This is a genomic window from Streptomyces sp. NPDC043746, from assembly GCF_056436485.1.
Genome location: NZ_JBWKCM010000018.1, coordinates 1 through 22,544 on the forward strand (window position 1 = coordinate 1; position 22,544 = coordinate 22,544).

Annotated in this window: 18 protein-coding genes and 1 pseudogene; 13 read left to right on the forward strand and 6 right to left on the reverse strand. The window is 69.6% G+C overall.

Annotation, left to right across the window (positions count from 1 at the left end; all coding sequences use genetic code 11):
- A partial coding sequence (locus tag AC0682_RS19885) for an electron transfer flavoprotein subunit alpha/FixB family protein (protein ID WP_478534258.1) occupies positions 1 to 375 on the forward strand: 375 nt, incomplete at its 5' end.
- Positions 376 to 537: 162 nt separating this feature from the next.
- Positions 538 to 1,836, forward strand: coding sequence for a DUF6986 family protein (locus tag AC0682_RS19890; protein WP_478534259.1), 1,299 nt, complete (start codon positions 538 to 540; stop codon positions 1,834 to 1,836).
- Positions 1,837 to 2,035: 199 nt separating this feature from the next.
- Here AC0682_RS19890 and AC0682_RS19895 read toward each other — a convergent pair whose 3' ends face one another.
- Positions 2,036 to 3,064 carry a LacI family DNA-binding transcriptional regulator gene (locus tag AC0682_RS19895; protein ID WP_478534260.1) on the reverse strand — a complete coding sequence of 343 codons (1,029 nt, stop codon included), beginning with the start codon at positions 3,062 to 3,064 and terminating at the stop codon, positions 2,036 to 2,038.
- A 220-nt stretch (positions 3,065 to 3,284) separates the two neighbouring features.
- On the opposite strand from AC0682_RS19895, the gene AC0682_RS19900 reads away from it, so the two are divergent.
- Together AC0682_RS19900 and AC0682_RS19905 are read left to right on the forward strand one after the other, a co-directional pair.
- Positions 3,285 to 4,214, forward strand: coding sequence for an ROK family protein (locus AC0682_RS19900; RefSeq protein WP_478534261.1), 930 nt, complete (start codon positions 3,285 to 3,287; stop codon positions 4,212 to 4,214).
- 409 nt (positions 4,215 to 4,623) lie between these two features.
- A complete protein-coding gene (locus AC0682_RS19905; protein ID WP_478534263.1) occupies positions 4,624 to 5,661 on the forward strand; it encodes an NUDIX hydrolase in 1,038 nt (345 codons plus the stop codon).
- Between the two features lie 14 nt (positions 5,662 to 5,675).
- Here AC0682_RS19905 and AC0682_RS19910 read toward each other — a convergent pair whose 3' ends face one another.
- Positions 5,676 to 6,380: an MBL fold metallo-hydrolase gene (locus AC0682_RS19910; protein WP_478534265.1), complete on the reverse strand. Its 705-nt coding sequence runs from the start codon at positions 6,378 to 6,380 to the stop codon at positions 5,676 to 5,678.
- A 136-nt stretch (positions 6,381 to 6,516) separates the two neighbouring features.
- On the reverse strand, positions 6,517 to 7,881 hold the full coding sequence (locus AC0682_RS19915) for a M20/M25/M40 family metallo-hydrolase (protein ID WP_478534266.1): 1,365 nt from the start codon (positions 7,879 to 7,881) through the stop codon (positions 6,517 to 6,519).
- 196 nt (positions 7,882 to 8,077) lie between these two features.
- On the opposite strand from AC0682_RS19915, the gene AC0682_RS19920 reads away from it, so the two are divergent.
- The gene (locus AC0682_RS19920; protein WP_478534267.1) at positions 8,078 to 9,295 is read left to right on the forward strand and encodes a geranylgeranyl reductase family protein; all 1,218 of its coding nucleotides are present in this window, start codon (positions 8,078 to 8,080) and stop codon (positions 9,293 to 9,295) included.
- 53 nt (positions 9,296 to 9,348) lie between these two features.
- Here the strand turns inward: AC0682_RS19920 and AC0682_RS19925 are convergent, their stop codons facing one another.
- The gene (locus AC0682_RS19925) at positions 9,349 to 9,801 is read right to left on the reverse strand and encodes a nitroreductase family deazaflavin-dependent oxidoreductase (RefSeq protein ID WP_478534269.1); all 453 of its coding nucleotides are present in this window, start codon (positions 9,799 to 9,801) and stop codon (positions 9,349 to 9,351) included.
- 165 nt (positions 9,802 to 9,966) lie between these two features.
- Here AC0682_RS19925 and AC0682_RS19930 point away from each other — a divergent pair, with 165 nt between their 5' ends.
- The gene (locus AC0682_RS19930) at positions 9,967 to 10,686 is read left to right on the forward strand and encodes a TetR/AcrR family transcriptional regulator (protein WP_478534271.1); all 720 of its coding nucleotides are present in this window, start codon (positions 9,967 to 9,969) and stop codon (positions 10,684 to 10,686) included.
- Positions 10,687 to 10,875: 189 nt separating this feature from the next.
- On the opposite strand, the gene AC0682_RS19935 is transcribed toward AC0682_RS19930, so the two are convergent.
- Together AC0682_RS19935 and AC0682_RS19940 are read right to left on the reverse strand one after the other, a co-directional pair.
- Complete coding sequence (locus tag AC0682_RS19935) at positions 10,876 to 11,631, reverse strand: maleylpyruvate isomerase family mycothiol-dependent enzyme (protein ID WP_478534273.1); 756 nt, start codon at positions 11,629 to 11,631, stop codon at positions 10,876 to 10,878.
- An 83-nt stretch (positions 11,632 to 11,714) separates the two neighbouring features.
- Positions 11,715 to 12,683 (reverse strand): annotated as a pseudogene (locus tag AC0682_RS19940) (MFS transporter); the annotation flags it as partial.
- An 85-nt stretch (positions 12,684 to 12,768) separates the two neighbouring features.
- Between AC0682_RS19940 and AC0682_RS19945 the strand changes: the two are divergent.
- The 7 genes from AC0682_RS19945 (at position 12,769) to AC0682_RS19975 (ending at position 22,451) form a co-directional block, all read left to right on the forward strand.
- Positions 12,769 to 14,241 carry a tyrosine-type recombinase/integrase gene (locus AC0682_RS19945; RefSeq protein WP_478534274.1) on the forward strand — a complete coding sequence of 491 codons (1,473 nt, stop codon included), beginning with the start codon at positions 12,769 to 12,771 and terminating at the stop codon, positions 14,239 to 14,241.
- Positions 14,238 to 16,055 (forward strand): hypothetical protein, encoded by a 1,818-nt coding sequence (locus tag AC0682_RS19950; protein WP_478534275.1) that lies wholly within the window; start codon positions 14,238 to 14,240, stop codon positions 16,053 to 16,055. Before AC0682_RS19945 ends, AC0682_RS19950 begins: the two co-directional genes overlap by 4 nt.
- Positions 16,052 to 18,205, forward strand: coding sequence for a hypothetical protein (locus AC0682_RS19955; RefSeq protein ID WP_478534277.1), 2,154 nt, complete (start codon positions 16,052 to 16,054; stop codon positions 18,203 to 18,205). The genes AC0682_RS19950 and AC0682_RS19955 overlap by 4 nt, the downstream gene beginning before the upstream one ends.
- Positions 18,202 to 18,678, forward strand: coding sequence for a hypothetical protein (locus AC0682_RS19960; RefSeq protein WP_478534278.1), 477 nt, complete (start codon positions 18,202 to 18,204; stop codon positions 18,676 to 18,678). The genes AC0682_RS19955 and AC0682_RS19960 overlap by 4 nt, the downstream gene beginning before the upstream one ends.
- 904 nt (positions 18,679 to 19,582) lie before the next feature.
- Complete coding sequence (locus AC0682_RS19965) at positions 19,583 to 19,747, forward strand: hypothetical protein (protein ID WP_478534279.1); 165 nt, start codon at positions 19,583 to 19,585, stop codon at positions 19,745 to 19,747.
- Between the two features lie 104 nt (positions 19,748 to 19,851).
- On the forward strand, positions 19,852 to 21,054 hold the full coding sequence (locus tag AC0682_RS19970; protein ID WP_478534280.1) for a tRNA lysidine(34) synthetase: 1,203 nt from the start codon (positions 19,852 to 19,854) through the stop codon (positions 21,052 to 21,054).
- Between the two features lie 596 nt (positions 21,055 to 21,650).
- Positions 21,651 to 22,451 (forward strand): sugar phosphate isomerase/epimerase family protein, encoded by an 801-nt coding sequence (locus AC0682_RS19975; protein WP_478534281.1) that lies wholly within the window; start codon positions 21,651 to 21,653, stop codon positions 22,449 to 22,451.
- Positions 22,452 to 22,544: the final 93 nt, after the last annotated feature.

Consider the following 22,544-nt stretch of genomic DNA (forward strand, 5'->3'; position numbering starts at 1 on the left):
CTGACCGAGGCCGCGATCGTGGTCTCCGGCGGGCGCGGGGTCAACGGGGCGGAGAACTTCCCGCTCATCGAGGCGCTCGCCGACAGTCTGGGGGCCGCGGTGGGGGCCTCGCGTGCGGCGGTGGACGCGGGCTGGTACCCGCACACCTCCCAGGTCGGCCAGACCGGCAAGTCGGTCTCGCCGCAGCTGTACATCGCCTCCGGTATCTCGGGGGCGATCCAGCACCGGGCGGGGATGCAGACCTCGAAGACGATCGTCGCGGTCAACAAGGACCCCGAGGCCCCGATCTTCGACCTCGTCGACTACGGCGTCGTCGGCGACCTCTTCACCGTCGTGCCCCAGCTCACCGAAGAGATCAACAACCGCAAGGGCTGACCCCCTCGACACACCCACGCCCGGGGCCGCACGGTGACCACACCGTGCGGCCCCGGGCCGTTCCGGGCCACCATTGACGCAGGTCGAGTGTCCTTATAACTTCACTATACGGATTGTTGATTCCGGCAAGCGGAAACAGCGAGAGCGTGGAGGGCTACGGTCATGGGTCAGCAGGAGAAGGTGGCAACGAGCCTCGCGGGCACGGTCAGCGAGGAGATCAGCGCCTCCCTCACGGCGGTCGACGCGGAGCTGGCCCGCCGCTACCCGGGCGACCCCGGCACCCGCCAGCCCGTGCACACCGTCTACGTCCCCGGTGACGTCTTCGCGCCCGGCACCCTCCGGTCCTGGGGCGACCAGGCGCTGGCCGCCCTCGACGAACACGCCCCTGACGCGGCCTCCTTCGCCGCCGTCCTCGGTATCCCCGAGGAGCTGGCGGGCCCCGTCCACGACCGCGTACGCGCCAAGTTGGAGCGCGAGCCGGTGGAGGACCTGCGCATCGACTTCGAGGACGGATACGGGCCCCGCCCCGACGCCGAGGAGGACGAGGCCGCGGCCCGTGCCGCCCGCCTGGTCTCCGAGGCGTACGCGAACGGCACCGCGGCGCCGTACACGGGCATCCGGATGAAGTGCATGGAGGCCGGTGTGCGCGACCGGGGCATCCGCACCACCGACGTCTTCCTCACCGGCCTGATGGAGGCGGGCGGGCTCCCGGAGGGGCTTGTGCTGACCCTGCCGAAGGTGACGTACCCCGAGCAGGTCACCGCCTTCGTCCGGCTCCTCGAAGCCTTCGAGAAGACCCACGGCCTGGACGCCGGACGGCTCGGCTTCGAGATCCAGATCGAGACCAGCCAGTCGATCCTCGCCGCCGACGGCACCGCCGCCGTCGCCCGCATGATCGACGCTGCGGAGGGCCGGGCGACCGGGCTGCACTACGGCACCTTCGACTACAGCGCCTGCGTCGGGGTCAGCGCCGCCTACCAGGCGAGCGACCACCCGGCCGCCGACCACGCCAAGGCCGTCATGCAGGTCGCCGCGGCGGGGACCGGCGTACGCGTCTCCGACGGTTCGACCAACGTCCTGCCCGTCGGCCCGACCGACCGGGTCCACGAGGCCTGGCGGCTCCACTACGGCCTCACCCGCCGTGCTCTGGCCCGCGCGTACTACCAGGGCTGGGACATGCACCCCGGCCACCTCCCGACGCGCTACGCGGCCGTCTACGCCTTCTACCGGGAGGGCCTGGAGCCTGCCGCCGCCCGGCTCGCCGCGTACGTCGCCAAGGCCGGCGGTGACGTGATGGACGAGCCCGCCACCGCCAAGGCCCTCAGCGGCTACCTGCTGCGCGGCATCGACTGCGGAGCGCTCGACACCGCCGAGGTCGCCCGGCTGACCGGTCTGACCCGGTCTGACCTGGACGCCTTCGCCTCGCCGCGCCGGGGCGACCTGACGGTCACGGCCCCGTAGAACGTCACCCGAGGCCACCTGAGGACGTCAGCTCGCGGTACGCGAGCCATGCCGGCCACCGGCCGGACGTCCTGGCCGATCCGGGATGCGGCGTGGAGAGCGGGGAGGGGCGCCACGGGAAGCTGGACCAGGCCGTCACCGACGAGTTCCAGCACCTGCCGACGGGCTGTGCGAACCCCCTCCCGCCGGTCGACCGCCCTCAGGCGGGCGGAAGTTCGCCCGAGCCGCGCGGGATCAGGGTGGTCGGCAGCTCCACCCGGGCCGGGGCGTGGTCGGCGCCGTCGAGGCGGCGGAACAGGTGCTCGGCCGCGGTGCGGCCCACCGCCGCCGCGTCCTGCGAGATGACGGTGATGCCGAGCAGATCGGCCAGCTCGATGTCGTCGAACCCGATCAGTGCCACGGGCCGTCGCCGCTCCGCGATGACCCGGACCGCCGTCACCGTCACCCGGTTGTTCCCGGCGAAGAGCGCGGTGACCGGCTCGGGCCCCTCCAGCATCGCCTCGGCGGCCGTCCGGACCCGGCCGGGGTCGGTCGTGCCGAGGGAGACCCAGGAGTCCTCCACGGTGATTCCGGCGTCCGCCATCGCCGCGTGGTAGCCGCGCAGACGCTCGGTGGCGGTGTGGATGCGGGGCTGGTCGCCGATGAACCCGATCCGCCGGTGGCCGTGCGCGATCAGGTGGGCGACTCCCTCCCGGGAGCCGCCGAAGCTGTCGGAGAGCACCATGTCCGTGTCGATCCGGCCGGGGGGGCGGTCCACGAAGACCGTCGCGATACCCGCCTTGATCTCCGGCTCCAGATACCGGTGGTCGTCGCCCGCCGGGATCACGATCAGACCGTCCACCCGGCGGGCGCACAGCGCCAGGACCAGCTCCTGCTCCCGCTCGGGGTCCTCGGCGCTGGAGCCGTTGATGAGGAGCGCCCCGTGCGCCCGGGCCACCTCCTCCACGGCGCGGCTCAGCGGGCCGTAGAAGGGGTCCGCGAGATCCTCCAGGACCAGGCCGATCGAGGCCGTACGCCCCTTGCGCAGAACCCGGGCGCTGTCGTTGCGGCGGAAGCCCAGAGCGTCGATCGCCTCCTGCACCCGGCGCTCGGTGTCGGGCGTGACGCCGGACTCGCCGTTCACCACCCGGGAGACCGTCTTGAGGCCGACTCCGGCGCGGGCCGCCACGTCCTTCATGGTCGGCCGGTTGCCGTAGCGGGTCTCGGAATGGCGGGTGGTCCGGTCCACGGTGCGCTGTCCTGTCGTCGGATACGGGCGGGGAGGGAACATCGGCGGTTCGGGCGGCATACGGGCACCTCCGGACGGTCCGCGGAGCCCGCTGCGGACACGAACGGAGCGGCGGCATCGAGCATAGGCCCTAGACAACGTTGTCAAGGGCAGAGAGACTGTGCAGACTGGTGACCGAACCCGCAGGTCCCGCCCATCACTCACCGGAGAAGCCGCACCGATGCATACCGACCTCGTCGCCGCGCTCGACATCGGCGGCACCAAGATCGCCGGCGCGCTGGTCGACGGCGACGGCGTCCTTCTCGCGCGGGCGCAGCGGCCGACGCCCGCCCGGGAGGGCGCCGAGGCGGTGATGGGCGCCGTGGACGAGGTGCTGGGCGAGCTGACGGCCTCCCCGCTGTGGGGGCGCGCGGGCTCCGTCGGGATCGGCAGCGCGGGACCGGTCGACGCGGGTGCGGGGACGGTCAGCCCGGTCAACGTTCCCGGCTGGCGGGACTTCCCGCTGGTGGAGCGGGTGCAGAAGACGGTCGGCGGGCTGCCCGTGGCCCTGGTCGGTGACGGTGTCGCGATGACGGCGGCCGAACACTGGCTCGGCGCGGCACGCGGCTACGACAACGCGCTCTGCCTCGTCGTGTCGACCGGCGTCGGCGGCGGCCTGATCCTCGGCGGATCCGTCCATCCCGGCCCCTCCGGCAACGCCGGCCACATCGGCCACATCAGTGTCGACCTGGACGGCGACCCGTGCCCCTGCGGTGCGCGCGGCTGCGTCGAACGCATCGCCAGCGGCCCCAACATCGCCCGCCGCGCCCTGGCGGACGGCTGGCTGCCCGGCCCGGACGGCGACACCACGGCCGCCGCGGTGGCCGCCGCCGCCCACGCCGGGGACCCGGTCGCCATCGCCTCGTACGAACGGGCCGCCCAGGCTCTCGCGGCCGGGATCGCCGCCACCGCCACTCTGGTGGAGATCGACATCGCGGTGATCGGCGGGGGAGTGGCGGGCGCGGGGGACGTGCTCTTCGCCCCGTTGCGCCGCAGCCTGCGCGACTACGCCACGCTCTCCTTCGTCCGGGGCCTGGGCATCGCGCCCGCCGTCATGGGCACCGACGCGGGCCTGGTCGGCGCGGCGGCTGCGGCGATCGCGCTGCGCTGACCCCGTAGGACACGGGATGTACGGGAGGGCTCGGCTACGCCAGGGGCTGTGCGGGGAGGGGATGGCCACGACACAGGCCGTACGGGGAGGACTTGACGCCCCGTCGGCGCGGCGGCGGTCTCGCGGTGGCCGCTCCGCGTCCACCCCCGTACCACTTCGCGCGCCCTACCGCCCTCCTGTCCCTCCGTACCACCCTCGCGCGCCCTACCGTCTCCTGGCCGCTTCCGTGCACCCTCCGTGCCACCTCCCGCATCACCGTCTCCCCCCCCCCCCCCGCGTCCCACCTCCGTACCGTCGCACGTCCCGAAAGAGGCCGGATCGCCCCGTCCCGGAATCGCCGTCGCCGTGGTGGGGTTTCCCCGGCAGGGTGTTGCGGGCAAGCCACAGAGGGCAACGAAGAGGGGGAACCGTGATCGTCTGGCTGAACGGGGCGTTCGGCGCGGGCAAGTCCAGCGTCGCAGGCGAACTGATCGATCTGATCCCGAACAGCACCTTGTACGACCCGGAACTCACCGGGGCCGCGCTGCGCGGGCTGCTGCCCCCGAAGAAGCTGGCCGAGGTGGACGACTTCCAGGACCTGGCGATCTGGCGGCGGCTGGTGGTGGACACGGCGGCCGCCCTGCTCGCGGAGGCGCCCGGGGTGCTCGTGGTGCCGATGACGCTGCTGAGACAGGAGTACCGGGACGAGATATTCGGCGGGCTCGCCTCCCGCCGCATCCCGGTCCGCCATGTGCTGCTCTCACCTGAGGAAACGATCCTGCGCAGCCGGATAGCCGGTCGAGTGGAACACCCGGGGGACCAGGAGCAGAGCGAGCGCGTGAACCGGTGGGCGTACGACCACATCGGACCTTACCGTGACGCGCTCGGCTGGATCACCGAGGACGCCCATGTCGTCGACAACGGCACCCTCACCCCGCGCCAGACCGCCGAACGGATCGCGGAGGCCGTCCGTACCGGAGCCGCCCAGCCGTGCGAGATCGTCCAGAGCCCGCAGCCGACCGCAGCCACCGTCGCGGCCGGGGTGCTGCTCTTCGACGAACAGGACCGGGTGCTCCTCGTCGACCCCACGTACAAGCCGGGCTGGGAGTTCCCCGGCGGCGTCGTGGAGGAGGGCGAATCCCCGGCCCAGGCGGGGAGACGGGAGGTGGCCGAGGAGACCGGACTCCGGCTGGACCGCGTCCCGACCCTGCTCCTCGTCGACTGGGAGCCGCCCTCACCGCCCGGCTACGGCGGGCTGCGCTTCCTCTTCGACGGCGGGCTGCTGTGCTCCGAGGAGGCCGAACGGCTGCTGCTCCCCGGTTCCGAACTGCGCGGCTGGCGCTTCGTCACCGAGCAGGAGGCGGCGGCGATGCTGCCCCCCGTCCGCTACGAGCGGCTGCGCTGGGCGCTGCGGGCGCGCGAACGGTCCACGGTCCTCAACCTGGAGGCGGGCGTCCCGGTGGGCTGAGCGGACCCGACGCGCTAGCCCGCCGCCTCCGCCGCCGCCCGCATCACCTCCGCCGCGTCCTGGGTCAGCGGGTCGCCATGGCCGAAGCAGACCGTCCGGGGCTCCAGCGCGGCCAGCCGCCGGAACGTGTCCAGCGCCCGGACCCGGTCCACGTTGAACACGCCGAGCATGACCTTCTCGACCGACGCCACGCAGTCCCCGGTGAACAGCACCCCGTGGCGCGGCAGGTGGAGGGCGATGGAGCCCGGCGTGTGGCCGGGGGCGTGGACCACCCGGGCGCCGCCGCCGAAGGGCAGCACCTCGCCGTCGGCCACCTCGCGGTCGACCCGGGTGGGCGGGGCCTCGGGGGCCGTCAACCCGTGCTCGTACAGCGGGCGTTCCCAGTCGAGGAGGTCCGGTTCCGGTACGGGAAGCTCACCCCGGATCACCGGGGCGTCCAGCGGGTGGGCGAGGATCTCGGCGCCGTGGCGGTCGGCCAGTTCCTGCGCCGCGCCGTAGTGGTCGCGGTGGCCGTGGGTGAGGACGATGCGGGTGATCCGGGCGGGGTCGAGGCCCAGACCCCGCACCGCGTCCTCGATCGCCGGAGCCGCATCGATGTCACCGGCGTCGACAAGCGTGAGGCCGGAGCCGGAGCCGGAGCCGTCGTGCCAGAGATAGGCCTGGCCGATCCGGAAGCGGAACATGTACAGCCTGCGGGGGAGCACGGGGACGAGATCCATGTCCTGAACGTACGCAGCCGACGGCACCCACCGTACGGAACTACGCTTCCAGCGACTTCGCCGATGGCAGAGCCGAGGCGCCGAAGCCCCGGTGGCGGCCGATCAGGGCCGCCACCGGGGCTTCACGGTCCGGCCCTCAGGCCTTCCTCGACTCCGCGTAGTTGCGCAGGAACAGCGCCTCCGCCACCGACATCCGCTCCAGCTCCTGGGGCGACACGCTCTCGTTCACCGCGTGGATCTGCGCCTCGGGCTCGCTCAGACCGATGAGCAGGATCTCGGCCTCCGGGTAGAGCGAGGCCAGCGTGTTGCAGAGGGGGATGGAGCCGCCCATGCCGGAGGACTGCATCTCCTGGCCCGGGTAGGCGTCCCGCATGGCCTCCGCCATCGCCGTGTACGCCGGGCTGGAGGTGTCGGCCTGGAACGGCTGCCCCTGGCCCACCTGCTCCACCGCCACCCGCGCTCCCCACGGAGTGTGCGCCTCCAGGTGCGCGGTGAGCAGCTTGGTCGCCTCGGCGGCGTCGTGGCCCGGGGGGACGCGCAGGCTGATCTGGGCCCGCGCGCTCGCCTGTACCGACGGGGTGGCGCCGACGCAGGGCGGGCAGTCGATGCCGATCACGGTGACGGCGGGGCGCGCCCAGATCCGGTCCGCGACCGTGCCCGTACCGATCAGCTCCACGCCGTCCAGCACCTTGGCGTCCTGCCGGAACTCCGCCTCCGGGTACTGGAGTCCGTCCCAGTCGGCGTCACCGGTCAGACCGTCCACCGTCGTCGTGCCGTTCTCGTCGCGCAGCGAGGCGAGCAGCTGGATCATCGCGGCCAGCGCGTCGGGCGCCGCGCCGCCGAACTGGCCCGAGTGCAGGTTCCCTTCGAGGGTGTCGAGCTTCACCCGCAGCATCGTCATCCCGCGCAGCGTGGCCGTGACCGTCGGCAGTCCGGCCCGGAAGTTCCCGGCGTCCCCGATGACGATCGTGTCGGCCGCCAGCAGCTCCGGGTGCGCCTCCGCGTACCGCTCCAGACCGCCGGTGCCCTGCTCCTCGGAACCCTCCGCGATCACCTTCACCGAGACCGGGACGCCGCCGTTCGCCTTGAGGGCGCGCAGCGCGAGCAGGTGCATGATGAATCCGCCCTTGCAGTCCGCCGCGCCCCGGCCGTACCAGCGGCCGTCGCGCTCGGTCAGTTCGAACGGCGGGGAGAGCCACGCCGACTCGTCCAGCGGCGGCTGCACGTCGTAGTGGGCGTAGAGCAGCACGGTCGGGGCGCCGGCCGGGCCGGGCAGGAAGCCGTAGACCGACTGGGTGCCGTCGGGGGTGTCGAGCAGCGCGACGTCCGTGAAGCCCTCGGCACGCAGGGCGTCCGCGACCCAGTTCGCCGCCGCCTCGCACTCGCTCTTCGGGAACACCGCGGGGTCCGCCACCGACCGGAACGCGACCAGCTCGGCCAGCTCCGCCCGCGCACGGGGCATCAGCGAGGCGACGGTCTCGGAAATCGGGCGGGCGGTCATGGGCACGCTCCTCGTGGGTGCGACGTTATGGGTAGGGCACGGTGTGTACGCGCCTCGCCACGACACCGTGGGTGCGGTGCCGTGCGGCAGGACAGAATCATGGCCGATCCTCCCACAGGGGGACTCGGCCGGGACGCGCCGTAGGATGCCGTGAGCAGCTTGGGGCCACTGGTCGGATCAGGAGCAGAAGCACATCGTGAGCAGCGAGAACGCAGACGCCGGGCGGGAAAACGAAGAGTCGTCGTCGGTCTGGGACGTCGTGGTCGTCGGCGCCGGACCGGCCGGCGCATCGGCGGCGTACGCGGCAGCCGTGGCGGGCCGGCGGGTCCTGCTGCTGGAGAAGGCGGAACTGCCGCGCTACAAGACCTGTGGCGGCGGCATCATCGGATTCTCCCGGGACGCCCTGCCGCCCGGGTTCGAACTGCCCCTGAAGGACCGTATCCACGCGGTCACCTTCTCCCTCAACGGGAAGCTCGCCCGCACCCGCCGCTCCCGGCGGATGCTCTTCGGGCTCATCAACCGGCCGGAGTTCGACGCCGGTCTGGTCGAGGAGGCGCAGAAGGCCGGTGCCGAACTGCGCACCGGCGCCTCGGTGGTGCGGGTGGAGCAGCACGGACCCGCCGTTCCCGACCGGCGTACGGTCGCCGTCGTGCTGGCCGGTGGTGAGACGGTGCTCGCGCGGGCGGTCGTCGGCGCGGACGGCAGCGCGGGCCGGATAGGAGCACATGTCGGGGTGAAGCTCGACCAGGTGGACCTCGGCCTGGAGGCGGAGATCCCGGTTCCGGCGACGGTGGCGGAGGACTGGGCGGGCCGGGTGCTCATCGACTGGGGCCCGATGCCCGGCAGTTACGGCTGGGTCTTCCCCAAGGGCGACACGCTGACCGTGGGCGTGATCTCGGCGCGCGGCGACGGGGCGGGCACCAAGCGGTATCTGGAGGACTTCATCGCCCGTCTCGGCCTGGCCGGGTTCGAGCCGTCCGTCTCCTCGGGCCATCTGACCCGTTGCCGCAGCGACGACTCACCGCTCTCGCGCGGCCGGGTCGTGGTCTGCGGCGACGCGGCGGGGCTGCTGGAGCCGTGGACCCGGGAGGGCATCTCCTTCGCGCTGCGCTCGGGCCGCCTCGCGGGCGAATGGGCCGTCAGGATCGCCGAGTCGCACGACGCGGTGGACGCCCGCCGCCAGGCCCTCAACTACGCCTTCGCCATCAAGGCCGGTCTCGGCGTGGAGATGGGCGTGGGCCGTCGCATGCTCAAGCTCTTCGAGCGACGCCCAGGCCTGCTGCACGCGGTCCTGACCGGCTTCCGCCCGGCCTGGAAGGCGTTCGCCGGGATCACCCGCGGCACCACGTCCCTGGCCGAACTGGTCCGCACGCACCCGCTGGCCCAGCGGGCGTTGAGCGCGATGGACCGGTAGCCGGCAGCAGTGGGCGGTGGTCGGTAGCCGCTGGCGGTGCTGGGCGGGGTCCGTCAGTCGGTGACCGTGATGCGGAACACCGGGTGGTCCGGGCAGGCGGCCAGGAGTTCGGCCTCCGTGGACTTCGCGGTGACGCCCTGGAAGTACTGGTTCACCTCCCAGCCCCACCGCTCCAGATAGGCCCGGACGATCCGGGCCTTCTCTGCGTCGTCCGCGATCTCGACGGCGGTGAAGCGGCTGACCTTGCGCCCCAGTCGCAGTTCGCCGCCGCCCGCGGCGCGCATGTTGCGCACCCACTGGGAGTGGCCCCGGGCCGAGACGAGGTAGCACTCGCCCTCGAAGGTGTGGGTATTGACGGGGATGCGCTGCATCTGGCCGCTCCGGCGTCCGCGTACCGACAGCTCGGCGGAGCCCATGAGGCTGATGCCGTGCCGGGCCAGCCAGCCGACGGCCTTGTTGAGGCGCTGGGCGGACGCGCTCGTCCGGAGGTAGTAGGTCTGCGACATGGTGACTCCCACGTGTCCCTGCGTGCTGCGCCGGGGCGCGCCACGATCTCAGAAAAGAGAGCAGTGCTCTCGCTTGAGATCAGTGTGCGCGAGAGTGCTGCTCAAAAGCAAGAGCAGTGCTCTCTTTTATGGTCGGTGCTCTGAACGCGTGGCAGACTGATCGCCATGACCGCCATCCGAGGGGCCAGGGAACGTGCCCGCGTCGAAGTGACCGCCGCCATCAAGGACGAGGCCAGGAGGCAACTGGCGGCGGAGGGTGCGGCCGAGCTCTCCCTGCGCGCCGTCGCCCGCGAACTCGGTATGGCCTCCTCCGCGCTGTACCGCTACTTCCCGAGCCGCGACGACCTGCTCACCGCGTTGATCATCGACGCGTATGACGCCGTCGGAGAGGTGGCGGAGTCCGCCCGCGCCACCGCCGACCTGGTCCGCCCGCACCCCGCCCCGTACGCCGAGCGCTGGGTCGCCGTGGCCGGTGCCGTACGGGAGTGGGCCCTCGCCCACCCCCACGAGTACGCCCTGATCTACGGCTCGCCCGTCCCCGGCTACAGCGCCCCCATGGACACCGTGGGCCCGGCCTCCCGGGTCGGGATGGTGTTCATCGGCCTCATTCGCGACGCGTTCGGGGCCGACGGTCTCGCCGTACCGCCCCTCGCGCCGGACCTGCGTGCCGAGGCCGAGCGGGTCGCCGCCGAGATCGCCCCGGACCTGCCGCCCGCCGCGGCGCTCGCCCTCGTCGCCGCCTGGGCGCAGCTCTTCGGCCTGATCTCGTTCGAACTCTTCGGCCAGTTCAACCGGATGATCGAGGCGCGCGAGGCGTTCTTCCGGCAGGCGGCGGGGGAGCTGGCCCGCTCGGTCGGCCTGCGGGGGCGCCCGGCCGTCCGCTGAGGGGGAGGGGCGCGTCCTGCTGTGCGCCCCGCTCCGCCTGCGGTCGCCGCCTCACCGGCACCGTGCCACGGGGGCCGCACGTTCCCGGCAGGCTTGCCCGCTTCGTACGGCTCGGCTGCGGCCGGCTCCGACGCGCTCGGCTCCGCTCCGTACGGTCGGGTCGCCCGCGCGTCGCCGTACCGCTCAAGCTCACCAGGTGACCGCCGAGTTGTCCGTCCAGAGCCGGGCCACCGACCGGTCGCCGCGCAGCGTGACGGCGGTGAGCGGCAGACGGTTCCAGAGGGTGAGGTAGAGGCCCTCCGCCGTTCCGCTCAGCTCGCAGTCCGCGTCGCCCCTCCCGGTGTCCGCGGTGGACGTCCGCACGGTCTGCGGCGGCTCCTCGGAGATCCGTACGGTCCACACCGCGTCCGTGTCCACCGCCCGCACCCGCAGTGTGCGCGGTACGTCGGAGCGCACCCGGCTCCTGGGGCGGGCGTGGAAGCCGGTGAGCAGTTCGTCGATGCCGTCCACCGACCGGTCGGCGTCCACCGGCGACAGCCGTCCGCCGAGCGCCGACTCCGCGTCGACCCGGTGCATGGTCGTCTCGTGCAGCTGGCGGCGGGACCAGAACGCCAGAGGGGAGGGCGCGGGCAGGAACGTCCAGCACTCCAGGCCGACGGGGGCGGCCTCCAGGGAGCGGACCAGGTGGCCGTGGCCCTCCCTGAACCAGTCGAGGAGCTCCGTGCCGTCCAGGTCCGGTTCTCCGCCGTCGGGGTGAGGCGTGGTGTGCCCCTCGGTGACGAGCTCGGCCGCCCAGCGGTGCACCATGCCCGTGTGGCGCAGCAGGTGGCGTATCTGCCAGCCGGGGCAGGTCGGGACCGACGCCCCGGGGCCCGCCTGCTCGGCCGCCGCCGCGAGGAGCCGGCCTTCCTCGGACAGGGACGTGATGTGGTCCGTGATCTCCATGGCGGGATTCTGCCAGGAGGGGGCGGGGAGGTTCCGCCGCCTCCTGGCAGCGGTTCCGCCGCCCGCGGCGGAACCTGTCCGGCTCACGCGTGCGTCGCGTTCCTGGCCCCGTACCCCAGCACCGCCGCACCCGCCGCCAGCAGGGCCACCGTCGTCAGGGCGACCGGGAGCGAGAACCAGTCGGCGAGGAAGCCGATGGCGGGCGGGCCCAGCAGCATCCCGCCGTATCCGAGGGTCGACGCTGCGGCCACCCCGCTGGGCCCGGCCAGTTCGCCGGCCCGGCCCACGGCGACGGGGAAGATGTTGGCCAGCCCCAGCCCGGTCACCGCGAACCCGGCCAGCGCGAGCCAGGCGGTCGGGGCCAGGGAGCCCAGCAGCATGCCGGCCGCCGCGACCGCGCCGCCCAGGGCCAGGGTGCGGGTCTGGCCGAGCCGTTCCAGGAGCAGCGTGCCGGTGAGCCTGCCGATGGTCATGGTCAGGGCGAACAGCGCGTATCCGGCGGCGGCGAGACCGGGGTGGGCGCCCAGGTCCTGTTCCAGGTGGAGCGCGCCCCAGTCGGCCAGTGCGCCTTCCCCGTACGCCGTGCACAGCGCGATCACGCCGAAGAGCAGCACGATCCGGCGGGCCCGTGGGTCGAGCTTCTGCCGGTGGCCTTGCCGCCGGGAAGGGGGCGTGCGCGATGCGTACGCCGTACGGGCCGGGCGGTGGCGCAACAGCGCCGGGCCCGCGAACGCGGTGACCATCAGGCCGATGGCGGTGAGCAGGAACAGGTGGGTCGAGGCGGAGAGGCCGCCCGCCACCAGTCCGCCGAGTCCGGCACCGACCATGCCGCCCAGGCTGAACGCGGCGTGGAAGCTCGGCATCACCGGTCGGCGCAGCTCGGCGACGAGGTCGACGGCCGCGCTGTTCATCGCCACGTTCATCCCCCCGTACGCCGCTCCGAAGACCAGCAGGACCAGGCCGAGGGAGAGAGCGGAGTGGGTCTGGGCGGGCAGGGCGATGGAGAGGGGGAGCAGCACCCCGCAGGCCGCGGTGACGGGATGGCTGCCGTAGCTTATGGCGGCACTATGAGGTGTCTCAAAGATCGCGAGATTATGCGGTCTTCCTCCGTGTCTCACCATAGGTCAGGAGAGCGGGTTGTCCGCCACCGTGGAAGAAGTAACTACTGAGGCAGTGGTCGCCAGTCATCGCACTGTCGCAGGGCTCGCAGCCATGGGCTGCACGGACGCATCCGGGGTTCTGCGCCGGGCTGGCGTCGAGGAGGGGCAGCGGTTCATCCTCGGGCCGGCCGGTTCCTACGACGTGCATCTGAACCGGATGATCAGGGACTTGCCGAGCTGGGGTGTCCGCTCAGTCAACGGCCAGGAAGCGTACTGCTCGGACTTGACGCTCGTGTGCCGATTCCTCCACGAGGCCCGGGGCGGCAAGACGATCTGGGAGATGAACGGCGCGGATCTGCGTGCTCTCAAGCAGGCCAGGCTCTTCGCAGCAGACCTCGACGAGCGGATCGAGTACAGCACTTGGAATCGGATGGTGGCTTCACTCGACAAGTGGGTGCAGTGGTCGCTGGACGCAGAGCTCCTGGCCACAGAGCCGTTCCGGTACGTCGACAAGGTGGTGATGACTCCGCACGGCCCCGTCCAGGTCCGGGTGAACGCCGAGGCGGAGCCGGGCAAGAGTGACCGGCCGATCACGTTCCTGTCGTACGAGGACTACCTGCTGTGGCGGGATGTGGGGCTGCGAGGGTTTCTGCCGGATGGCGGGCGCGATCCGAAATGGCGGGGGCGCAACGGCGAACGCAACGCGCTGTTCTCGGACTTGCTGGTGTGTACCGGGATGCGGCTGACGGAGGCATCGTGCCTGCTGGTACCCGAAGTGCCGCCGCTGGCCCACGGCCGGGGGGACTTCCATCTGTCGAAGTCGACGACGAAGAGGGAGAAGGCCCGCACGGTCTATGCACGGCGACGAGTGGTGCGCGATCTGCATCACTACCTCGCGATCGAGCGCGACGAGGTGATCCAGCGCACGCGCGAGGCCGGGGGATACACCGGGGCGAGCGGGCACCGGGTGGTGCGTTCGAGCCGTCAGGCACTGCTGGTTGAGGGCCGCCCGCGGGCCTGGACCTATGCGGGCCTCGGGTACGAGGATCGCTTGCGGCTGATATCGGTGGATGCGCACGGCCGTGAGATGGGGCCGCTGTGGTTGTGGCTGGGCGAAGGCGGGCAGCCGCTGAAGACCTCCACATGGCAGTCCGCGTTCCGGCGGGCGAATGCACGGTGCGCGAGCTTCGGCCTCGACTTCGACGTACACCCTCACACCCTGCGGCACACGTTCGCCGTGCACATGCTGGGGCTGCTGCTGCGTCAGACGATCCGGGCGATGGGAATGGCCGAGGACCGCCGCTTCACGTTGGCCCAGATCAAGCGGATGTTGATCGGCAATCCGATGCGCAAGTTGCAGTTGCTGCTCGGGCACACCCGGGAGCAGACGGTCTATCTCTACCTGGATGTTCTGGACGAGGCCCAGGAGATCGTCCTCGCGGCGCTGGCCGAGTGGGACGAACAGGCGGCGGTGCTGGACAGCATAGAGGTCCCGGAGGCCGGGCTGTGAGCCCGAAGCGCGTGCGGTTTTCGGCGACGGCGAGCCCACCGGCGGCGGATCCGGTGTCGAGCATCGGGCCGGTGGTGTTCTCCGTGCCCGTGCTGGTGCTCGGCACGGAGCAGGAGGTGGACTTGTCCGATCTCGGCCATTGTCGGCTGGTTCAGCCACTCGCGAGCTCTCTGCTCGAGGAACTCGGCACCAGGGGTGGGGTCAGGCAGCGAACGCTACTGCAGGAAGGCGTCCGGACGGTCCGCGATTTCGTCACGTTCACGGCGGCAGCCCTGGAGGGGCACGATGAGCTGGCTCTGGACGATTTGGAACCGGGTCTGCTCGACGGTTTCGAGCAGGCCCTGGCCAGCCGGTACGGCGCGGACAGCCAGGGGCCCAGGTCGGTGCTCTTGCTGCTCCTGCGGTTGCTCCGGAGGATTGATGAGTCCCGTCCTGGCCAGTTCGAGTTGGAGTTCGCCCATCGGATCAACTCCAAGCGGACTTCCGAGGAGAGCTTCACCAAAAGGCCGCTGAACGCATACCCGTTCCCGGTGTTCGAAGCGTTGGAGGCGGCGGCTCTGGACGGGGTCGGCAAGGTCCGTGACCGCATACTGGAAGGCGAGGAGCTCGCTGAGAAGGGCCGTGACCCAGAGGTACACGGATGGGACCGGCTGGAGAACATCTGCTGGTACCTGGCGAACCGCGGCCCGCTCACCCGGGACCACCGCGGAATCCGCGCACTCACCGAGCACGGCGGGAGGGCCGCGCTGAACTCCCACCTGTTCCTGACGCCCAGGGACATGGTCCGCTTCCAGGTCCTACTGGCCTGCCAGACAGGCCTGGAGCCCGAGGCCATCAGAGAACTGCGGGCCACCTGCCTGGTCAGTCCCGCTCGCGGCTACGTCACCGTCAGCTACCTCAAGCGCCGCTCCCCGGGCGAGCAGAACAAGTCGCTGCGTGTGCGCGACGGCGGCACACTACGTACTCCAGGTGGCGTCATCCGCCTTGCTCTGCGGTTGACCCAACGGGCCCGGGAAATGATCGGAGCCGAGGAATTGTGGGTGCTCCCTTCGGGAACTACGGGTGTGCTGGCCCCCCGGTTCACCCGGACCGTCGCGGTGGACACGCTTCCCCGGCGGGCGTTCCTGGCGGAGCACAAGATCGACGTGATGAAGGACCATGGCGGTGGGGGCGTCTCCCTGGACCTGCGCCGGATCCGCAAGACGTTCAAGTCTCGGCAGTACCTCCGCGCCGGCGGGATCCTCCCCGACTTCGTCAGCGGGCATACGCCCGGGGTCGCGGCCCGGCACTACGCGGACATCGCCGCCCACGACGAGATTCACGACTCCGCGGTCGAGGCCGGACTCGCGGAGGCGCTGGCGATCGTGCTGCCACCGCCCGTCGTACTGGACGACGATGGCAGCCGGCTGGACGACGGAGAAGAGATCCTGCCGCCTCAGGTCGTGCAGGACACGCTGTCCGGCGCGACTGACGTGTGGCTGTCCTCGTGCACCGACTTCTTCGCCTCGCCGTATGCGGTGAAGAAGGGGGCACCGTGCCCGGTCCCGCCCTGGGTATGTCTGGAGTGCCCGAACGCGGTGTTCACCACCCGACACCTGCCGGCGGTGCTGTCCGTGCTGGACACCATCGAGCGCCAGCGCGAGGAATTCTCGGTTCCTGAGTGGCAAGCCCGATTCGGCCTGGCGCACGAGCGCATCACCACCGGGGTCTTGAACCGGTTCAGCGCACGCCAGACCACCACCGCCCGCGCGATCGCAGAGGCTGATGGTCCTCGGCTCGCCCTGCCCGCCTCCTTCTTGGAAACGATCCAGTGACGCTCAAGTTCGCGACCTCGCTACCGGTACAGACCGGCCCCGCCCCCGACGCTTTCGTGCTGCCGAAGAAGTTCACCAAGGGCAAGGCGAACCGGGGCCCCCGGTTCGCCGACGACGTATGGGATCTGCGGGAGTTCCTGCCGCGGACCTCACGGCACACCCGGGTGAACTTTCTCCTCTTCCGAGAGGGCCTGCAGCGGCACACAGCGAAGGAGTTCGCGTTCGCACTCTTGCGCGAGACACCGGGCAATCAGCTTCGGCCGACGAAGCCCACCTCCCTCCCGCAGGCCCTCACAACCCTGGCCCGCGTCTGGACGAATCTGCACGCGGTCGGTGTGAAGCGTCTCCAGGATGTGCGCCGCGAGCACTTGGAGGCCCTGCTCCCCCTGCTGCGAACGTCGACTCCGGCCGGGGTCGAGGACCAGGTCAACACACTTAAACGACTGGCCGAGTTCGGCCCGTACCTGTCCTATGACCGGCTCACTCTCCGGCCCTGGCCCTATCGCACCGCCCGGCAGATCTCCGGGGCGACGAGCGATCAAGAAAACAGCACCCCCCGCATCCCCGAGGAGATCATGCGGCCCTACCTGGCCGCTGCCGTGTTCTACGTGCAGTTCGCCAGCCACGACCTGTTGGCTGCCCGCGAGGAGCTCGCCCGTGCGAGGGAAGCGATGAAGGCGGAGGCCAGACCGGTGCCATTTGGCAGAGGCGGCAGCCCGACGCGGAGAAAGATCGAACAGTTCATCGCCCAGCGGAGGGAGGAGGGCCGCGGTCTGCCGGCCCTGCCGTTGGAGCGGCATCACACCGTGCCCGATGCGGCAGTCATCGACGGGATAGTCCAAGCCCCGAACCTGACCATGATCAGGCACTTGAGCGGCACCCAGGCCATCCATCACCTGCGACCACTCCTCGTGGACGCCGGCAACGAGTTGGGCTGGGAACAAGGCGGCCTTCATCCGCGGGCCCTGTGGCCGACGACGGGCAGAGCCTGGCGGGCCTCGTTGAGCGCAAGCTCGTTGAAGACGGAAGTCGTCCAACTACGTGTCGCCTGCTGGATCGTCATCGCCTATCTCTCGGGCATGCGCGACATGGAAGTACGGGAACTGGGACGCGACTGCGCGTTCACCGAGGTCGGCAGCGACGGCCGAACCCGGTACAAGGTCCGAGGACGCGTCTACAAGAACCGCAAGCTCTCCGGTGACGAAGCCGACTGGGTCGTTCTGGACATCGTCCACGAGGCCATCAAGGTGCTGAAGCTCATCAACGACGACCCTACGCACTTGTTCGGCTACCGGCAGCGCACGGACTACGTTCTTCTGTCCACGATGCCCCTGCGGCTCAAGAACTTCCGCGATCACCTGAACACCCTGTTCAGTACGCCGGAGGGCCCCTACATCCCGCTTCCGACGGCGAATGACCCGGAATGGGACACCGCGACAGAACCCGTCGCCAGTAGCGTGGACGACGAAGCCACGGACGAGGACCCCCTGGCCTGGTCGTTCAACACACGGCAGTTCCGTCGCACGCTGTCCTGGCACATAGCGAACCAGCCCTTCGGGGTCGTTGCCGGAACCCGGCAGTACAAACACGCCAGCCACATGATCTTCGAGGGATACGCCGGGACTTCGGCTTCCGGGTTCGCCGACGAGGTTGCCGCCGACAAGGCCGTCGCCCGGTTGGACTACGTCGAGGACCTGTATCACGACTGGAACGAGGGCGGTCGATCCGCCGGCGGCGCGGTCAAGCGGGTCGAAGCCGAATTCGACCGCATCCGCGCGGAACTCGGGGACTTGCCCGGTGTGGTCGCCAGCCCGGAACGGCTGCGGACCATGCTGCGGCATCTGACCCGCACTCTGCACCCCGGCGCCCTCAACGACTGCTTCCACCACGCCGAGTCCGCGGTTTGCGGCAAGCGAGCCAAGTCGGTCGGGCGGCCCCTGCCCATGCTCAACATGTGCCTGACCTGCCCGAACTCGCGCCGCTCGTCGGTCCACCTGCCTCGCTACCGCCTGAGCCGCGAACTGGCCGGCGAAGAGTTCAAGGAGACCGAGAACCTGCCGCCGCACCAGCAGACCGCTATCGGCGAGTTCATCACCATGCTGGACGGCGCCATCGAGGAACTCAACGACAAGGGCGGTGCCCGCGTATGACCATCCCGTCAAGCACCCAGACCGTCTTCGCCCGGTTGGCCCGCGACAACCCGGACTTGACCGACCGCGACCGGCAGATCATGAGGGCCTTCGAGCGGCTGCTGGACGGCCAGCCGGAGATCACCGACGGGTCGGTCACCGCGAGGAACATCGCCGCGGAGGCCGGCGTCTCCCGGGCCTCGTACTACCGCTCGCCGGTGGCCGCCGCCGTGAAGGAAATTCTGGCCATCCCGGAGGTCCGGCGCCCCGAAGTCGACGAGCTCAAGACCGAACTCACCCGCCTGCGCAAGGAGATGCGCACGCTACGCACAGACAGGGCCGCGGAGATCCGCGAGCTGAAGGACACCGTGGCCACCTACGCCAACCAGATCCAGGTACTGACGTTGCTCAATGAGGAGCTGGTGGAAGACGCGCGAAAGCTCCGCACCCAGCTTGCCGAGCACTCCGACGGAGTCGTACGGCCGTTGCGATAGACCTGGATGCCGGTCGTCACGGCCATACTCCCCCGCTCCTGTCCTGGAGCTGTCACTGAGCCTTTTCCAACCTCACGCTGACGCATGGTGAAGGACGCGGACGGCACACGAAGCTCCTGGCGGCTCCGGGCGATCTTGGTCGAGAACCCGTCCACCAGGAGCTTCGTCGCTCCGCAGATCCGTCCAACATGCGGCTAGCGTCATCAGGTTGGGCAAAGATTAGTCTTGCGGCAAGTGGCGAAATAATATGCCACGCCTTCACCGGATCCCTATCCGACCAGCGGGCTTATTGCGATCATGGCTGAAATGACAATGGATCTCAGATGTTGCTCTTGACGGGTTGTCACAGATGCCTGAAGCTCATTCATGAATAGTGTGTGCACTGCTGCACAGGCAGACGTGAATCCTCCAGAGAGCTGGTGCAAGTGATTCCGGTTGTAGCGGTAGCGAGACGGGTAGAGGGTGCGCCGAAGTGCTGTACAGCATCCTTGCCGAGCGCATCTCTCGGGTTGGATACCTTTCATCGCCCGAAGGGTTGACAACCAGGCCGACCGGCATCCTGTGCGCGGTTTCCGTTCGGCCCCTTCAACCACCTAGAAGTTCACCAGAGAAACAGCACCCGGACTTGAACTGGGCGGTTCCGGGATGAACAGCCCCACCGCGTGAAGTTTTTGGGCCGGCCGTTGGGAAATCCGGCCGGAGGAACCAAAGTGCTGTCATTTTCCCGTTCTCATGCTCCTGCACGACGTCGGCGCTTTAAGCCGAGCGTGAGCTCTTCTGCTCTCCGCCGTCACACATTCCGTACTTTTTCCTAGCGTCACCGGGCATTCACGCCCCCCCTGTACCCTCCGTGCCGCCAGGCGCGGAGGAGTAATTGATCCGACATGACAGGAGGTGAACAGCCATGCAAACCGAAATGGGTCTCGTCAACGCCCCGGCAGCCGTTCTCGTCGAGTTCGAGCCGGTCGCCGCGATCAACCTCGGTGTTCTCGGTGCGCAGGAAGCGACCGCGACGGACAGTGGAGTGGAGTCCGTTTCCTGCTGCAGCGCCGTCATCGCCTACGGCTGACTGAGGACGCTGGTGGGGCACTTCGGTGCCCCACCAGCTGTTCCTCACAACAGCTGCACCGTAACCGCCGCTCACATCTGTCTGCCGACGAACGGAAACGGGACATGAGGATCCGTCTACAGACCAACCACGGCGAGTACCTGCTGGAACAGGAGGGTGCCCCCACCATCGGTGCCTTGCTCAGGCTCTACGGGATTCCGCTCTCCGCGGTGTGGACCTACCAGCTGGAGGAATCGGGAACGGGCGGACAGCGGCGCGCCGACTTCGTCCCGGCCTCCACGGCTGTGCCGGGCAGGATCGACGCCGACAGCGAGATCTTCGCCCGCGTCAGCCGCAACATCAATCTGCCGGGCCTGCTGGGCACGGAGACCTCCAGCGCCCGGCTGCACGAGGAGGCGACCACTGAGTGGACGTTCCCCACGGCCGACAGCGGAGCCTTCCAGCGCGTGCACTCGCAGATGACGGCGGAAGAATGCTTCGCCTTCGTACGGGCCAGCGTCACCGACGTCCTCAAGCAGTGGCCGGGTGAGCAGGGCGCCGGCCTGGTGGTGGGAACCTCCGGTGGCGGTGACTCCAACGTGCTGCTGTCCACGCTGATGGAGTCCGGTCACTTCCAACCCTCGCAGGTCGTGCCGGTCATGATGCTGGGCATCCCCGACTGGGACGCCCAGGTCGACAACGCACGCCAGCTCTGCCAGTCCCACGGCATCGGTCTCAATGTGGTCGAGGAGCCGGAGACCGCCCGGCTGGCCGGCCTCAAGGAGCTCGGCTCGGTCAAGGACATCTTCAGGGACTGCTTCCCCGACGCCGACCTGGAGTTCATGGGCACCTGGCTGCTGCGACGCGTCCTGTCCCGCTACGCCGCGGAACGGGGGATCAAGTTCGTCGCCACCGGAGCCAACCGCGAGGACATCGTGGCCGAGCACATCGCGCGCGTCTCGCGCGGGCTGCTTCCGTTGCCCGCTCCCTTCCGGAAGATCGGTGACGTCACCTTCTGCTACCCCATCTGGAAGGTGCCCAAGAAGATCGGCGACGGCGCGTACCCGGCGTTCAGCCTGGAGAACTACGAGAACCGCAACCCGAGCTTCAGTCCGGGACGCAGCGTGTTCTACTACCTCGCCTACTGGATCCCCGAGCTCCTGCCCGGGATGGACAACACCCTGCTGGACGGGATGTCACGGCTCGCGCAGAAGGACCAGGAGCCCATCACCTGGGACGAAGACCTGCGCGACTACGTGTGCCGCGAGGGTTCTTCGGACGAGCAGAAGCGCCGCTGGCAGGAGTTTCTGGAGAAGGTCGAGGTATGACCCGCGCCCGCCCGGTGCGCGCGAACGGGTGGCGGCGGGCGTGCTCAAGACGCACGCACGGCCGGGTCTTCCGGTTGAAGCCGTGCAGCCCGCCCAGGCGCGAGGACGACCGTCTGACCGGCGGCCGGCGGGGCTGACGCGCCAGAAGTAATGGGCACGCTTCACGAACGCGCCGGATCCGAAGCAGCCCCCGAAGTGATCACCGGTGCGGGTGGGACGGCCATCCCACCCGCACCGAATCGATTCCGCGGCCCGGGTCGGAGCCGGTCGGATACCCGACCAAGAAGGGCTTTGGTTGCGGATATCGACGGGAAACCTTTGTGGTTCCACTTTATACGACACCTTCTCTCGGTTCGGCAAGCCAACGGAAGGAAGTCGGAGGGGTTTTTAATCGAACAGATCGCATCGCCCCTGCGGCACATCCAAGTTTTCTGATTCTTCGGCACTGCCGAATCACCTCACCCTTGGATGAAAGGAAATACGGCACGCCGGCCGAAATGTGGTGAGGCTTTCCCCTACGCATTACACTGCAGATCCGCGACCTCAACATTGCAGCATCCAGTGCGATTTTTTGGGATTCTCACGCAGGAGGAAAGATGGCTCGCGCGATCATTCAGCCAAGGCTGAACGAACTTCCCCGTTATGTGGATCTTGCCCAGTCGCACGGTTTTCAGATGGAACTCATCGAATCCGCCTACCCTGATCACCTCGACCACTTGGACGCATACTTTTCCAAGTTCGCAGAAGTGGTACAGGCCGGATTGGTCAGAGCAGTACACGGCCCTTTCATCGATATCGCCGTGCATACGGTGGACCGCGCCATCCGGGAAGCCTCACAACAGCGAGTCCGGGAGTCGCTGGCCTGGGCCCGGCGGATCGACGCCGCTTTCCTCATCCTGCACAGCAACTACCTGCCCATGATCAATGAGGGCCGTTACGACCGGCAGTGGCTCACCGGCTGGCTCGACTTCCTCAGCCACCAGGACCTCGGCAACGTCACCGTGGTGCTGGAGAACATGTGGGACCGGACTCCTGACCTCATGATCCGGCTCGTCGAGGAATTCGGCTCACCACAGCTCAGGCTCTGCCTCGACGTCGCCCACTGGAACGTCTACGGCACGATTCCCCTCAAGGAATGGTTTGCAGCAGCCGGAAAATACACCTCGTACATCCAATACGGCGACAACAACGGCGACCACGACGCCGACCTGGCCCTCGGCGCAGGCACCATCGACTGGACCGATCTTGACCATCAGTTGCGTACTCACGCACCCTCGGCCGACGTGATGATCGGCGTAGGCGTAGACAACGGTCCGCGGCTCAACAGTTCCCTGGAGTTCCTGCGCGCCAACCGGCTCCACCCCTTCACCGGCACGGCATCGTCCGACGGTGGCTGAGAGGGCGTCATGAACCCGGCCTTGTCACGCGCCACGGATGCGAGCGAAAGTGGAACGGCGGGAAGCCGGCCGACCGCATCAGGGACCTCCACA